At 43.8% G+C, this 16,093-nt stretch carries 10 protein-coding genes; all 10 read left to right on the top strand.

The genetic code is table 11. The features are described 5' to 3' along the window. The 10 genes from PSF09_RS09395 (at position 1) to PSF09_RS09440 (ending at position 16,079) form a co-directional block, all read left to right on the top strand. Complete coding sequence (locus PSF09_RS09395) at positions 1 to 1,737, top strand: OmpA family protein (RefSeq protein ID WP_272664599.1); 1,737 nt, start codon at positions 1 to 3, stop codon at positions 1,735 to 1,737. A 2-nt stretch (positions 1,738 to 1,739) separates the two neighbouring features. After that, a complete protein-coding gene (locus PSF09_RS09400; RefSeq protein WP_004912469.1) occupies positions 1,740 to 2,231 on the top strand; it encodes an Hcp family type VI secretion system effector in 492 nt (163 codons plus the stop codon). Positions 2,232 to 2,399: 168 nt separating this feature from the next. Further along, the gene (gene tssH, locus PSF09_RS09405; protein WP_272683808.1) at positions 2,400 to 5,063 is read left to right on the top strand and encodes a type VI secretion system ATPase TssH; all 2,664 of its coding nucleotides are present in this window, start codon (positions 2,400 to 2,402) and stop codon (positions 5,061 to 5,063) included. Next, positions 5,060 to 7,459 (top strand): type VI secretion system Vgr family protein, encoded by a 2,400-nt coding sequence (locus PSF09_RS09410; RefSeq protein WP_272683809.1) that lies wholly within the window; start codon positions 5,060 to 5,062, stop codon positions 7,457 to 7,459. The genes tssH and PSF09_RS09410 overlap by 4 nt, the downstream gene beginning before the upstream one ends. Position 7,460: 1 nt before the next feature. Continuing rightward, positions 7,461 to 8,240: a DUF4123 domain-containing protein gene (locus PSF09_RS09415; RefSeq protein ID WP_235048209.1), complete on the top strand. Its 780-nt coding sequence runs from the start codon at positions 7,461 to 7,463 to the stop codon at positions 8,238 to 8,240. A gap of 198 nt (positions 8,241 to 8,438) precedes the next feature. Further along, positions 8,439 to 8,813 (top strand): DUF3304 domain-containing protein, encoded by a 375-nt coding sequence (locus PSF09_RS09420; RefSeq protein ID WP_272683810.1) that lies wholly within the window; start codon positions 8,439 to 8,441, stop codon positions 8,811 to 8,813. Then, positions 8,801 to 11,272, top strand: coding sequence for a T6SS phospholipase effector Tle1-like catalytic domain-containing protein (locus PSF09_RS09425; RefSeq protein ID WP_272683811.1), 2,472 nt, complete (start codon positions 8,801 to 8,803; stop codon positions 11,270 to 11,272). Before PSF09_RS09420 ends, PSF09_RS09425 begins: the two co-directional genes overlap by 13 nt. Before the next feature lie 70 nt (positions 11,273 to 11,342). Continuing rightward, positions 11,343 to 11,600, top strand: a complete 258-nt coding sequence (locus tag PSF09_RS09430; RefSeq protein WP_272683812.1) for a PAAR domain-containing protein — start codon at positions 11,343 to 11,345, stop codon at positions 11,598 to 11,600. Continuing rightward, entirely contained in the window at positions 11,597 to 12,727 is a 1,131-nt protein-coding gene (locus PSF09_RS09435; RefSeq protein ID WP_272683813.1) for a hypothetical protein, read from the top strand. The genes PSF09_RS09430 and PSF09_RS09435 overlap by 4 nt, the downstream gene beginning before the upstream one ends. Next, the gene (locus tag PSF09_RS09440; RefSeq protein ID WP_272683814.1) at positions 12,714 to 16,079 is read left to right on the top strand and encodes an ImcF-related family protein; all 3,366 of its coding nucleotides are present in this window, start codon (positions 12,714 to 12,716) and stop codon (positions 16,077 to 16,079) included. Before PSF09_RS09435 ends, PSF09_RS09440 begins: the two co-directional genes overlap by 14 nt. Positions 16,080 to 16,093 lie beyond the last annotated feature (14 nt).

A 16,093-nucleotide genomic window follows, 5' to 3' on the forward strand; every position in this document is an offset into this window, starting at 1 on the left:
ATGCAAAATCCAATCAAACCGTGTCTGACACTTTTTGCTACGGGGCTTTTCTTGTGGCTACTTTGGGGGTTTTGGTCTCTAGGGCAAAGTGTCACCATTTTTGTTTCCGTCTTCGTCTTAGTACTGACGGGTGGAATGCTGTTTTGGCAATATAAACAACGACGCCAAGTGTTATCCACTGAACATGATTATACAGGTGCATTTCCGGCTGATAATTATCAAGGACCTGTCATTTTAGTCTGTGGTCAATCTCAAGCGCTATTTCTGGATGCCCAATTACACAGAGAAACAAATCAAGGTTGGTATATCCGCGTATCCGCACCCACTGAGCTCGTTAATCTAATTGCCGCATTGGTGGAATATGCGCCTTCGCTATCTGGGCACTTATCCTTACTTTATGTTGTATTACCTGAGCAACTTACCCAACAAGAAACCCTGACACAAACGCTACTCAATTGGCGTCGAGCTATTGGGGAAAGCCGTCAAAAAACAGGGGTTAAATTACCATTTTGGGTGACGGTATACCTTTCTAAACCTCATCACGCTGATACCGCTATGCAAGTTGATGATAAACATACACCTTGGATGACGTTACTCAGCCACCAAACTGAATTTCAGGTAGAGCAAGAAGGTGCAATGTCAGTCCCTTACTCTGTGTGGCTACCCACGCATATCGGACAATCAGAACAAAGCCTGCAATTTTCTCTATGGCTAGATACCTTACAAAGCTGGCTAAACCAAGTTTTAGTTCCTCAATTCATACTACCTCAAGCTGGAGCACCGAAACAAATCCCTTCAGCATGGGCTATTCAGTGGATTGATATCACTAGCCACCCAAACAATTTATGGCAGCAATTTATTCAAGAAAAAACTATGCTGCCTCTATATTCATCAATTCAAACCTCGGATTTGCTACCTTTGCCCGATGTAATGTTGCGTCGCTTACACCATGATATTAGCTTAAGCCGTACAGAAAGAACCCTCGGCGCTATCGGAATTATTTTTGGTGTTTTCTTAATAGGCACATTAATCGGAAGTTACTACCATAATCAGCAACTCATTCGTCATATTGGCGAAGATATTGCGCGTTTTTCGCAACTGTCGGATACACCACTTGCACCAAAACAGACTGCTTACCAACAACTACAAGATGATGCTGCTCAATTAGCGCGCTGGGAACGCGAAGGCGTTCCAACCTCTCATTCTTTAGCGTTATATCAGGGAACGAGAATATTACCCTACTTGCATGCACTATTAAGTGGTTGGGCGCCCCCACCACCTCCTGCGCCTATCATTGTTCAAAATGCCCCCGAAATGGTCAGCCTTGACAGCTTATCGCTATTCGATGTGGGACAATCGTCGCTAAAAGTAGGTGCCACCAAGGTTTTAGTCAACGCCTTACTCAATATTAAAGCGAAGCCCGGTTGGTTGATTGTCGTCTCTGGCTATACCGATAACACCGGAAACCCAGCACTCAATCAAACACTATCCTTGAAACGCGCTGAATCGGTTAGAGATTGGATGATAAAGACCAGTGATATCAGTCCAGCCTGTTTTGCCGTTCGAGGAGATGGCCAGAATAACCCTGTTGCCGATAATCAAACCGCTGAAGGCCGAGCGAAGAATCGGCGCGTTGAAATACGACTCATCCCTCAGGCAGATGCTTGCCAAGAGACAGATAATCAAACCGTGTCACCGATGGACGATGACACACATTCGACCCGAAAGGAGAAGTAACAATGGCTATTCCTGTTTATTTATGGCTAAAAGATGACGGCGGTGCAGATATCAAGGGCTCTGTTAATGTACAAGACCGTGAAGGCAGTATTGAAGTGGTCGCGCAAGACCATAACCTGTACATCCCAACCGATAACAATACCGGTAAGTTAACAGGTACACGTATTCATACCCCGTTTATTTTCGTGAAAGAAATTGATGCATCAAGCCCTTATTTGTACAAAGCGGTAACGACTGGCCAAACCTTGAAAGAAGCCGAATTCAAATGGTACCGCATTGATGATGCAGGACAAGAAGTCGAATATTTCAATACCAAGCTCGAAAACGTCAAAGTGGTCAAAGTCGCACCAAAAATGCACGACATTAAAGACCCTAATAAAGAGAAGCACAACCATCTCGAAGAGATTGAGCTGCGCTATGAAAAAATCACTTGGACATACAAAGACGGCAACATCATTCATTCCGACTCGTGGAATGAGCGTGCTACCGCTTAATTAAGAACAAGCAGGCGTTTCGGCGTCTGCTTTTTTGTACGTATTCGTACGCCGATGATACACAACACACAATTTATCTTGATACCTAATGAACCTCGGTTAACGGTTAGGGGCGGTAGCGTTCCTTGCTGTCTCTAACCATTTTCCCCCCAATACAAGAGAGAGAATATGGACAATTCATCCGTGATGCTATTACGTCGCCTAAACCCTTACTGTGCCAGCGCATTAGAAGCGGCAGCTTCACTTTGCCAGACACGGGCGCATGCGGAAATTACCATTGAACATTGGTTGCTCAAATTATTGGAAATGGGGGAAAGCGATATCACGGTGTTAGCTCGTCGCTATGAGTGGGATATGTCAGCCCTTTGGCAGAGTTTACTGACAGATATCGACAGCTTACCACGCTCCATTCATACCCGCCCTTCCTTATCGAAACCTCTCCTTAAACTCATTCAACAAGCGTGGGTGATTGCGTCTCTGGATGAAGACATCGAACACATTCGCAGCGTGCATCTCTTGTCTGCCATGACTCAGCAACCGTCACTGGTACCGAATGATAATTTGTGGCCGTTAATGACATTAAGTACGACCCAACTTCAGCGCTTAAGGCCGATGCTTGACGCGCAATCCGATGAACGACCTGATGTACAACAACTCGCCGCACATAATCAGTCTTTATCCCAAGAAACGCCATCTGACGCTAACGAGGTAGAAAAGGCGAAAAACTCAAATGTAATTGGCGACACTCTGAGTGAAGCTCTACTGGCCGTCCTGAATAAATTTACGGTGGATGTGACCGAAAAAGCACGCGAAGGCGCGATTGACCCTGTCTTTGGACGTGATGATGAAATTCGCCAAATGGTGGATATCCTCTCCCGCCGTCGTAAAAATAACCCAATTCTCGTGGGCGAACCGGGGGTGGGTAAAACCGCCTTAGTAGAAGGTTTAGCTCTACGCATCGTTGAAGGCAACGTTCCTGTCAGCCTGCAAACAACATCATTACGCACATTAGATTTAGGGCTACTGCAAGCGGGAGCTGGCGTAAAAGGCGAATTTGAACAGCGCCTAAAAAATGTGATTGAAGCCGTACAACAATCCCCGACTCCGATTTTACTGTTTATTGATGAAGCTCATACCATCATTGGCGCAGGCAACCAAGCGGGTGGCGCGGATGCTGCTAACTTGCTCAAACCCGCTCTTGCCCGTGGTGAATTACGCACGATTGCCGCAACCACTTGGTCTGAATATAAGCAATATTTCGAGCGTGACGCCGCTTTAGAACGCCGCTTCCAAGTGGTCAAAGTCGATGAACCTGATGATGAAAAAGCCTGTTTAATGCTGCGTGGATTAAAACCTCGCTATGCAAAATATCACGGTGTTCACATTACCGATGATGCGGTCAAAGCCGCTGTCACCTTATCTCGCCGTTACTTAACTGGTCGCCAACTCCCCGATAAAGCTGTGGATTTACTCGATACCGCCAGCGCTCGTATCCGCATGAGCCTCGATACACTCCCTGAAGAACTGATGCGTTTAAAAGCCAAGCGTAATGCCTTAGAACTTGAGCAGCAAGCGATCCTTGATGACTTAGCCATTGGCAACACCACCAACCAATCCCTGCTGAGCGAATTAGTCACTCAAGATGCGCAAATCGCCATACAGCTGACTGAATTAGAACAGTGTTTTGAGAAAGAAAAAAATCTTATCGGTGAGCTCTTAGAACAACGCCGTCAATCCCAAGATGTCAGCAATATCCAATCACAGTTAGAACTCGTACAACAAAATGAACCGCTGATCACTCCGGATGTGGATGTGCGAACAGTGGCAACCGTGATTGCCGACTGGACGGGTGTGCCATTATCCAGCCTATTAAAAGACGAACAAACCGAACTGCTGGAGTTAGAAGACTCACTAGGCAAACGCGTTGTAGGTCAAGAAAGTCCATTGTTAGGGCTCGGACAGCGACTGCGTGCTGCGCGTACGGGTCTCGCCTCAGAAAATGGCCCTCAAGGCGTATTTTTATTAGTCGGTCCAAGCGGAATTGGTAAAACAGAAACGGCCTTAGCCTTAGCTGATGTCCTGTTTGGTGGCGAAAAATCCTTAATCACCATCAACATGTCCGAGTATCAAGAAGCCCACACCGTCAGCCAATTAAAAGGCTCGCCTCCGGGTTATGTGGGTTACGGCCAAGGCGGGATTTTAACGGAAGCTGTTCGCAAGCGCCCTTATAGCGTCGTATTACTTGATGAAGTGGAAAAAGCCCATCGCGATGTGCTTAACCTGTTTTATCAAGTTTTCGACCGTGGATTTATGCGAGACGGCGAAGGGCGCGAAATCGATTTTCGCAATACCGTGATCTTAATGACAGCCAACTTGGGCAGTGACTTGATCATGCAACAACTCGAAGAATTCCCTGAGTCGACCGACGGCGAGTTACAAGAACTGCTGCGCCCAACCTTGCGTGACCACTTCCAACCTGCATTACTTGCCCGCTTCCAAACCCTAATTTATCGCCCATTAGGCCCTGTGGCACTGCGCCAAATTGTTGAAATGAAACTGGGTAGCGTCATTAAGCGTCTCTACACCCACTACAAGCTTGAGGGGATTATCGAAGAAGCGCTGTATGACACCCTCGTGAGTGCCTGTTTATTACCTGACACCGGCGCCCGTAATATAGACAGCCTACTTAACCAACAAATTTTGCCAGTACTTAGCCAACAATTACTCATGCGCCAAGCCAACCACCAGCAAGCACAAAGCCTGACGTTAGGGTATAGCGAAGAAGACGGGATCACCCTGAGTTTCAGTGATATTGAGGAGATAAATCCATGAGCCTACTCGATACAGCCAAAAACCTCCTTCAAGGTCAAAACCGCTATCGCCTTGAAGTGCAAGGCTGCTCAGACCTACTGGACGTTGAACATTTTACCGGGCGTGAAGCCGCTAGCGAACCCTATCGCTACCAGATTACGTTTACCTGTTCCGCTCAAGATCTTTCTGCTCAACAATTACTGCGTCGTAATGCTAGCCTGACCTTTTGTGCACCGATAAATAACTTAATGGGACTCGCCACTCAACCTACTGTTACCAAACGTGTACCTGGTGTGGTCACAGATTTTCGTCGCCTCTCTGGCTCTGCAGATGAAGCTCGTTACCAGTTAATTATCGAGCCATTTTTTGCGCTACTGCGCCATCAAATTCGCAGTCATCGTTTTTTTATTAACCAATCCATACCGGATGTGGTCGAGCAAATCTTACGTGAACATAATTTCAAAGGCTGGGAATTCGAATTTCATCTCGAAAAAGCGTACCCAAAACGCGAACAAATCAACCAAATTAACGAAAGTGACCGCCAATTTATCGAACGCTTACTCAGTGAAGTGGGTATTTTTTACCGCTTTGGTTTACAAGATGATACCCAAACCGAGGTGCTCCACTTTACTGACAGCCAACGTGGCTATGTGTATGACAAAACGCTGCCATTAAATAGCCCATCTGGGCTGAGCGATAACCATGTCGACAGTGTTTGGGGATTATCTTTACGTCATCAAGTAGTTGAAAGCACTGTTTTTGCCAAAGACTATAACCACCGACTGGCGGAAGATACGTTGATTTCCGCTGTCGCCGACATGACTCGCGGTGATGGCGAAAAAACCAATTACGGCGATGTGTATCATTACAAAGGCCGCCACCTCACCCGTGGTGATAAAATTCGCCCTGAAACTGAAACCGCTAACTTCTGGGCAAGACTCGATCACGAGCGCTTTTTGGCTCGTCAGACTTTGCTACGAGGAGAAAGCAGCGCAGCAGACCTGACGCCATTATTGGTATTAAACATTCAAGATAACCCGCTCAGTTCGACCTTACCGGCCGTCTTTAAATCACCGATTTTAATTACGCGATTACACTTTACCGCCAGCCGAGATAAAGCGCTAACCGTCCGTTTCGACGCTGTGCCTTACACGGAATCACTGTGTTGGCGTCCTGCTCTAAAACCACGCCCTGTCATTGCCGGAACATTAATGGCACGCGTCACCAGCGCAAAAGACCACGATATTTATGCCCACCAAAATGAACACGGGTTTTACTGGGTCAAATTCGATGCGGACAGAGATGATAAAACCAAGGGCTATGAAAGTATGCCCGTGCGGTTGGCGAAACCTTATGCGGGGGATACGTATGGGATGCATTTCCCGCTAATTCAAGGGACTGAAGTCGCTATCGCCTTCCATGAGGGTGACCCAGACCGCCCTTACATCGCTCATGCACTCCATGACTCCCGCCACCCCGACCACGTGACCGATAAAAATAACACCCGCAATGTGATCCGCACGCCTGCGAATAACAAACTGCGCATGGAGGATAAGCGCGGGCAAGAGCATATTAAGCTCAGCACCGAGTATGGTGGAAAAACCCAGTTAAATCTGGGGCATTTGGTCAACGCCGAGCGCGAACAACGCGGTGACGGTTTTGAGCTGCGCACCGACAGCTGGGGCGCTATTCGGGCAGGTAAAGGGTTGTTTATTACCACCGATAAGCAAGATAAAGCCGGTGGGGATGTGTTGGCGATGGCACCTGCCACATCGTTAATAAAAGGCGCTAACAATCAACTCGCCAATTGGGGAGAAATCACCAAACAACATAATAACGCGCAACCTGAACAAGACAGTTTAAAAACATTCCAAGAGAATGCACAAAATTTAGCTTCACCAGCCATTTTAATACATGGAAAAGAGGGGATTGGGTTAGTCACAGAACAATCTATTTTGCTGCAAAGTGCGCAAGCTCATTATTCCCAAAGCATGGGGGAAATGCACATTGCCAGTGGCGAACATATCAGCCTGAATGCAAGTCAAAAAATATCCATGTTGTCGCAAAAAGAAGGCGTGAGATTAATATCAGGCAAAGGGCCTTTTGAAATCGAATCACACGCTGATAAGCTTGATGCGATAGCACTGAAAGATATCACTGTTCAATCTACCCAAGGGCATATTCAAGTCACAGCTAAAAATGGGATCACCCTAGGTTGTGGTGGCGGCTATATTCGTATCGCTCCTGACGGTCAAATTGAAATTCATAGCCCAAGTCGTATCAGTTTTAAAGGTCAACATGTGTGGGATGGACCTCAAGGTCAAGATTTCCCATTGCCGGATTTACCACGGTCTGTGTGTGAAGAGTGTTTAAAAAAAGCACAAGAATCTGCATTAGGAATAATATATCGTGAATAATATGACTGCCAATTCTAAAGAAAATTTAATTACCTACTGGATAAAACAGTTAAAAGAACATAGCCTCAGTTATCAATTAAATTATATTGATATCATCATAGATTTAGCTGGCTATGAAACCTCGATAATTCCAGCATTAAAAAATATTGACCATCAATTACAATGGTTTTCATTATTTACGGGTTTTCCAGAAGAAAATTACATTGACCAATCCCCTATTCTTATTCGTATTGAATGGGATAAACCCAAACAACAATTATTACTTCATGAGATTTTTAAATTATTTATTTGTACCCCTCGAGTTTTAGCGCTTTTATCTTATATTAATTTCAATAAATTATCACGATACTTACAAAAACTATCTGAAGCTAGCTATGGTAACCAAGTATGCCTTTTTCGATTTTATGACTCCCGTATATTTCCTGAATTGATGAAAGATATATTAAATGAAGAACAACGAGATTATTTTAGTAAAGTCGCCAAGCTTTGGGGCTGGATGGATAGAAATCATGAAGTCAACTGGTTGGTTTGTGATCACAAAATTGAATTTATTGATGATATTCAACCTAATATCATTCTAAATGACACACAGCTAAATCGATTAGGCTGTATTAGTGATGCATCATTATTTATAGATGACAATTTATCTATTACTGAAAATAAAAACGCTGAAGATATTTTTTCTGACATTTATGCATTAGCTATTGAAGCAAACAACAGTGAATACCTCGGAGATTTCGAAAGTTATATTAATAAGTATCATCCACAAATATTGAATTAAATGGCATCAGCTTTCCATTAAAAAAGGTATTTATGAATGCTAAGTATATCTAAATTGATACTCGTATGCTCTATTATTGTATTAACAGCCTGCTCTCCAGACACAAAACCTAACGACATTAAGACCCCGCCCAAGCCCGAAAAAGTCAACTATGTGGGAGCTAATCTCCTAGGGTATGTTCATGTAAAGGGGATCGCGGTGAATAAATTTTCTGTCAATGGCTACTACGGTCGTGTTGGGGGTTTTACTTGTTGCATTATGCTGCCTGAAAAATGGCAGCCGGGTATGCAAGTTCGAGTGGAATGGGAAATTGACCCCTCTCCATACTCTAAAGATATACCTCGCTTTAACGACCCAAACTTTGATAATTGGATGAAAAAACACGAGGCCAATTATCGTCAATACAGTGCCATCGTTGAGGTCCCTGAATACGGTGACTCTTGCGGGTTACAAGTGCATTTTTTTGCCTGCAATCAAGTCAAAGTTACTGCAACCTGCATGGGAATAGAACACCCCGACCACCCATTCAAAGCTCTCATAAATCAACAGGAGAATCAATCATGCCCGCAATAACTGGTTGGAATAAGACTGAGTGTGGAGCCCCATGTTGGGCCCCCCCCGAATTTCCTGAGCAGGGAAGGCTTGTACTCACACCTAAACAAATTGAAGCTAATTACAAAAAAATTGTTGCGGAAGAACGCCTATATCAGCGACAAGCCTCTCAGTCACAGCAGGACCGATGTTGTAAAAGCCTTCATATCAGTCTATTTTTTGATGGAACCAATAATAATGAGCCTTATGATACCAATATTGCCACACCCGCTCATCCCACTAATATTGCAAAATTGTACCATGCCTCAACAGCTACAGGCATCGAAGCGAATCAAGCAAATGAACAAGGATTTTACTCTTTTTATATGCCTGGAGTCGGCACACCTTTCCCCGAAATAGGAACCTATGACTATTATGCTGATGGTCTTAAATATGCAACGGGAGGGGAATCCAGAATTAATTGGGCGCTTATACAAATTTGTAATGCCCTACAACATACATTAACGCAAAGCTTTATTCCTAATGGTGTCATGAAAACCGCAGTAAAAAACATGGATTCAGACAAAGCAATGATAGCACATACCAGTGCCGTCATGGATGCAATCACCATTAGACCAGGTATGCCAAGTCAGCAAACAGTGAAAAATTATAAAGATGCTCAACAAGGAAAATTTTCTGCACGTATAGACCGCTTACAACAAATAGAATCAATATTAGCGCCACTTAAGGATAAGGTTTATTATTTTAAGCCCCAGTTATTAAACATTAAATTATTCGTTTATGGCTTTTCTCGTGGAGCTGCCGAAGCCCGAACCTTTTCGACTTGGTTAGATGAAATTTTATCTACCTCCGCCTTATCTTCAAAAGGCACATTATTAGAACTTCCTGTTTCGATAGAATTTATGGGCATTTGTGATACTGTCCCCGCAGTTGGTATTGCCAATCTCGTTCCTGGATTTAGTGGTCACAATGGCTGGGCGGGGGGAACTCAAGAAATTCCGCGTTCTGGATTAGTCAAGCGCTGCTGCCATTTTGTTGCAGCACATGAACAGCGCCAGTGTTTTTCATTGGATTCTATTCGTTACCCTGATGGCACATACCCCTCGAATGCCGTAGAAGTTGTCTATCCGGGGATGCATTCTGATATTGGCGGGGGTTACCCACAAGGCGACCAAGGAAAAGCACGGGATTCCGATGGTGAATTACTTTCACAAATTATTTTACATGATATGTATGCTGCTGCTTTTGAAGCTGGAGCACCACTGTCAATGTTACCAGCTAATCTATCATTAGCACCTAATGTAATGGAAAAACAATCATTTAGAAAAATGAGTGAAAGTAGTATTAAAGAGTTCAAGATTTCGTCAAATCTTGTTAGCCGATTTAACGCATGGCGTACAACCATCACAGACTCAACCAGTCCCGTTTCGCAAGGCTTATATTCTCCTTCGCAATGTAACCTATTTTCACTAGAAAATGTTATTGAAGAGCAAATGATATGGATGACAGCTTGGCGTATTGCGCGCTTCGCCTGTTCTCGTCAGAATCCACACAACATTACACATCAAGCCTTTTTCCAACATGCGGCTCAACACAGTGATGTCACTATCCCCCCCTGGGATCCGCTTTTTGCTAAGAAAATAGATATTGCACTCTCAAATGAAGAAAAAGCGTGTAATGATAATTTAGACATTATCAAAAAAAACCGAAAATTAGAGGAAGATAAATTCGCTAATAATCCTGATTGGGTTCCACCCAAAGTCAATGAAAAAGGAGAGCCATTAATCGGTACACCGTTATATGATGCAACAAACGCGCGAGGACAGTTATGGGATGCAGCTTTAAGTTTTAGGCGTCGATACGATGATAACCTTAATGACATTGACGACTTTCATTCGCTGCAAGGTAAATGGATAATCACTATTGTTGATAGCCTATTGCAAGAGGAATTTTATGGGCTTATGCATTCAGAACCTGAATCTGAGTATTTGTATTTAAAAGAAAATGCCCAAACTCTCTATACTGGCAAAATTCTTCCTGCTCTGAACCATGAGAACAAAACAACAGATGTTGCACTTGTCATTGACCTTTATGACAACCAAATCCATGACTCCAGAGCGTGGTTTATGCATTCAGAGCTCGGAATTCGTGAATTAGCAGGTGATTACTTTTTGATGAGAATGATTTATTTTGGTCAGAAATGGAACAAATATTGTTCAGTTGTATTAATTGATGATGAAAACTTTAAACGAAAAATCGTCTCGCGCCAAGGATTTATTTTTCAAGACAATAATGAAAAAGTTGCTTATATAGATAATACAACAGGAGAAAAAAGCATTATTCCAAATAGTCAAATATCGTTTCCTACCGATGAGTTTGATGTATTACTTTCTTATATACAAGAACAAAAATCACTTGAGATTTATGTGAATAATCAAAATAAATTACTTTCATCTCCAAATACAACATTACTCACATAATGCTATTTAGTAATTAAATAATCATTCACCTGAATTTAATTTAAAACAAATTCTATAACGTAAATAAATTATGAAAAACATTATTCGAGTTGGGGATACATTAAAGCCTTATGGCGGAAGCGTGCTATCAGGTCAATATCTCGCCTTTGGTAAACCCGTTGCCTGTGTTGGCGATAGCGCTGTATGCAACCGTCATGGACACACCACTATCGTAGAAGGGACATCAGGTTCGTCCATGAATGGAAATCCAGTCGCTCTAGATGGGCATCGCTGTGCATGCGGTTGCACGCTGGTCAGTTCCCTTGCATTGATGAATATTAAGCCATGAGAATGCCCCCTTACTACCCTGAAACACCCAATGTCCCCCCGATTAATTGGAAACGGTGGGGGCAAGGTATCCTTATTATCATTTCTATCTTCTTACTCATCACTAATATTTATTGGCCTAAAGACACACCCAATAAAACCACACTTTTTTGGTTTACTGGTTTTATTCTACCTACTCTTGTTTATCTACTGATATTTTCTATTTATTACCTTATTTACCAAATACGCACCTATCATAAAAATATTCACTTTGAATCAATTGAAAAAGATGAAAGTATGTGGTGGGATTATCAATCAAAATACTTACCTATTATAGATACTATCATTATTGGTTGTTTGGGGAGCAATCAAACGGATTGGCAGATGCTAATCCGTAATAGAATCGTCCCTCCACCACCAGAAATTAATGGTGAAAAACAAATTATTCGATGTCCCATTTTAATCGGTCATCAAAAGAACAAAGATGAAATGCTCGCCAAACTATTATTTAATGAATTTAAGTTTAAACACATGAACTCAAATTTAAATATTAAGAGTATTTACTGGCTCGGAACCGAATCAACGCTAGCGATTTTCTTGAATTTATTTAATGAGCTCTATAGTAATACGCCAATCGATGGGAATATCATCCATTCCATTGATGACCTCGATAATATTATTGACAGTCATTATGAACATTATGGCGATAACGAACAGCTCATCATTGCCGGAACAAATCTGTTTGATAAAGAAGAACATGTGATTCAATCCGAAAGCGGGTTTCTTTGGTTAATTGGGAATACGGGAAATTACGCTATTCATCGTTGTGAAACCATTGATGCTCATCATGAAGATATTAATCAGCTAACAACTCACTTAAAGCGATATGCAAACTTAGAAACGGCTCCTAACCTCACCATTTCCATGGATAGTGACAGTGCCATTGCATTCACTTCTACCGATTGGAACTGTATCGATAATGTTCTTTTTCCATACTACGGCGGAGTCACTCGCTCTTCTCCGTTTCTAGCTATTTCTCAATCAACAACCCATTGCATACAGAATAATGTCGATTCTTGTGGATGGACGTCGAACATCATTGACAATAAACACCTTGCTGGAGTTATTTCCCGTCATGAGCAAAAATAAAATAAGCCCCAAAACCCCAATAAGTGCATTGATTATTGGCTATTTACTCGCGATCACTGTAATCGTGATCTTAGCGGGCACTTTTTATTCCTTATCCGGAAATGACTATTTTGCGACCCAATATTCTGATAAATCCATTTTTCTATATTCAATTATTTCTTGGTTCATTCTGCTCTTAATTGCCCCTGTCTATTTGTTCTTCATTCGCCGAATATCGCTTTCATCAATAGCGCCATTTTTACATAAATATAAATGGTTAAAAAAAGCCAATGATAATAATACGTCGAATGAAATGTTGCAGGCTCTAAGGCAAGTATATGGTCGATTTGGTTTACATAAAATTTCTGTTATTTATCTCCTCGGCTCCCACTCCGCCGTCGAAAAACTCGCCCCTAGCCTGACTCAAGAAATCTGGCAAGAGTGCGATGGCACCCTACTTGTCTATGGTGGTGACATAGGGAATTCTATAGATTCAGAGCGACTAGAGATCCTCAAACACCTACGCCGACGTCGTCCGCTCGATGGCGTGATTTGGGTGACTGAAAACAGCATTTCCTCCCAGCTTTTAGACAACAACGTCACTTTCACTAACCTCAATACCGCAACAGCCCATAACGCTGGGCGTGCAATCCAAAACCTCTTCCAAGCATTAGGTTGGCGTGCGCCTGTTTGGGTATGGAGTGTCAGTGACCAACAATCCCTCAGTGCTGTCGAAATGCCATCTATTGTCTGCATGACAGAACAAAATATGCCAGCCGAGGCGCTATCACCTAGCTTGTTAAGCCTGATCCCCGCACTTGTGATCAACGGAACCCAAGCATTACTTCGCGAACAGAAACACACCTATCTACTCGCTTTAGCCCAATTTCTACAAAACGGGGGCAGCCAGCAGCTTGCGACCGCATTAGCGCCACTCAATACCCAATTACGTACGCTGCCTTTTTCCGGTATCGCATTTAGCCCTTCTATCAATCCGTTAAATCAGCAACGTTTACCCAATAGTTGGCACCCCGATACGCGCTGGCAAAGCTGGTTAAATGTGCAATCTGAACTGGCATCCGGTTTACAGCCTGCCTCTTTAGGCTTTGACAAAAAACGTCTCCTTCAATACGGTGCTGCTACCGCCATGACCTTGTGGGGTGCAGGCATGATTGTCTCTTATTTCGCCAATCGCCAGCTTATCGAAGAGAGCTACCAAAGTGCGAGCGTCGCCGCTAACAGCCAATTACCGGAAACTGAACGCCTCAAAGCTCAGTATGATTTTCAGCAAACTCTTGGGCTGTTAACTCATCGGGAACAGAACTCAGTGCCTTTTTGGCTGCATTTTGGCTTGAATAGCAATGAGCCGCTATTAGCGCATTTATGGCCGTTGTATCAGCAGACGGTACTCCCTCCTCTGCGAGATAATATCCGTCAACAACTTGAGCAACGATTGCAAGCCTATACACAATTATCGCCAAATAGTGATGAGCGTCGCCAAGCGACACAACGTGCATATCAAGATTTAAAAACTTATCTCATGATGAGTACGCCTGAACGCATGGATCCGGCGTTTTTTACTGATAGTATCCTAACTACCCTACCCGCCCCTCAGGGAATGGATGAAGGAGAATGGCACACTCTCGGCAAAGAGTTGCTTATGTTCTACGCGCAGCAGCTACCCAAGCACCCTGGCTGGCAATTATCGGCTAACAATAACCTGATTAATCAAAGCCGTACCTTACTCATTCGACAAATCGGCCAACGCAGCGAAAGTGCTTCATTATACCAAAAAGTGCTTTTGCAGGCACAGAACCAATTTCCGGATATGACCCTCAATGACATGACAAACGATACTGATGTTAGCTTTTTATTGACGACAGAAGAGTTTGTACCGGGCATTTTTACCCGCAAAGCGTGGGAAGAATCCATTCAACCCGCCATCAAAAAAGTGGTTGAATCCCGTCGCAATGAAATTGACTGGGTATTGAGCGACAACCAGCATGAACTTAGCCAAGATATTTCGCCTGACGTACTTAAACAGCAACTCACCGAGCGTTATTTTGCCGATTTTTCAAGTAGCTGGTTAAATTTTTTAAACAGCCTGCAATGGCGACAGACCGACAGCCTGTCCGATACTATTGACCAGCTCACATTAATGAGCGATGTTCGCCAATCTCCGGTCATTGCCCTGATGAATACCCTCGCCTACCAAGGGAAAACCGGACGTCAGGCAGAAAAACTGGCCGACTCGTTTGTTAATTCGGCAAAAGAGCTGCTCAACAAAGAACAAAAACCGGTGATTAACCAAAAAGCCGATTTTACGGGGCCATTGGAAGAGACGTTTGGTCCTATCCTAAACTTTGTTGATCCTCAAGCCACCTCACAAACCGGTGATAATCTGAGTTTACAAGCGTATTTAACCCGTATTACTCGTGTGCGCTTAAAACTTCAGCAAGTGGTAAATGCCCCCGACCCACAAGCCATGTCCCAAGCCTTCGCACAAAGTATTCTAGAAGGTAAAAGTGTCGATTTTGCCGAAACGCGGGATATGGGGAGCTTGATTGCCGCCAGTTTTGGGCAAGAGTGGCAACCTTTTGGCGATGCACTGTTAGTGGAGCCCATGACCCAAGCGTGGCAGCAATTGCTCACACCTACCGCTCAAGGGATCAATAGCGAATGGCAAAATGCGATTGTCAATGAATGGAACAACGCCTTTGGCGGTCGCTATCCCTTGAAAGACACGCAAAGTGATATTTCTTTGCCTCTGATGGCACAATATCTTCGCCCTGATAATGGACGTATTCAGCGCTTCTTAGAAACACGTTTGCAAGGTGTCTTACGCAAAGAAGGTAACCATTGGGTACCCAATAGCACGAATGCTCAAGGTTTACGCTTTAACCCTGAGTTTATTCAGGCTATGAATACCTTGAGTGAGCTAGGCGATGTGGCCTTCGCCGATGGAGAGGCTCGCCTGTACTTCGAGATGCGTCCGGGAACCAGTAAACAGGTGATGCAGACCGTACTGGTGATCGATAAGCAAAATCTTACCTACGATAACCAGTTCCCGCAATGGCAACGGTTTGTATGGCCTGCCGATACCATCGCGTCAGGCGCCTCATTGTCTTGGATGACGACCTCCACCGGTACCCGACTCTATGGCGATCATCCTGGTGTCTGGGGGTTAATCCGTTTACTCGAGACAGCCAATGTCGCGCCTTATGCAGGAAGCACCAGTAGCTATACCGTGTCATGGACCACGCCAGCTGGCAATACACTCAATTACCAACTGCGTACTGAAATGGGCCAAGGCCCACTGGCGCTATTAAAACTACGTAACTTTGTGCTACCTGAAAAAATCTTCTTGGATTAGCCTCGATAGGACAT

This window comes from Providencia sp. PROV141 (assembly GCF_028481645.1).
GTDB classification, from domain to species: Bacteria; Pseudomonadota; Gammaproteobacteria; order Enterobacterales; family Enterobacteriaceae; genus Providencia; species Providencia rettgeri.

Bases quoted from the DNA above. Each gene is read 5' to 3' on its own strand.
- PSF09_RS09395 (WP_272664599.1), top strand. From the start codon at position 1: ATGCAAAATCCAATCAAACCGTGTCTGACACTTTTTGCTACGGGGCTT.
- PSF09_RS09400 (WP_004912469.1), top strand. From the start codon at position 1,740: ATGGCTATTCCTGTTTATTTATGGCTAAAAGATGACGGCGGTGCAGAT.
- tssH (WP_272683808.1), top strand. From the start codon at position 2,400: ATGGACAATTCATCCGTGATGCTATTACGTCGCCTAAACCCTTACTGT.
- PSF09_RS09410 (WP_272683809.1), top strand. From the start codon at position 5,060: ATGAGCCTACTCGATACAGCCAAAAACCTCCTTCAAGGTCAAAACCGC.
- PSF09_RS09415 (WP_235048209.1), top strand. From the start codon at position 7,461: ATGACTGCCAATTCTAAAGAAAATTTAATTACCTACTGGATAAAACAG.
- PSF09_RS09425 (WP_272683811.1), top strand. From the start codon at position 8,801: ATGCCCGCAATAACTGGTTGGAATAAGACTGAGTGTGGAGCCCCATGT.
- PSF09_RS09430 (WP_272683812.1), top strand. From the start codon at position 11,343: ATGAAAAACATTATTCGAGTTGGGGATACATTAAAGCCTTATGGCGGA.
- PSF09_RS09435 (WP_272683813.1), top strand. From the start codon at position 11,597: ATGAGAATGCCCCCTTACTACCCTGAAACACCCAATGTCCCCCCGATT.
- PSF09_RS09440 (WP_272683814.1), top strand. From the start codon at position 12,714: ATGAGCAAAAATAAAATAAGCCCCAAAACCCCAATAAGTGCATTGATT.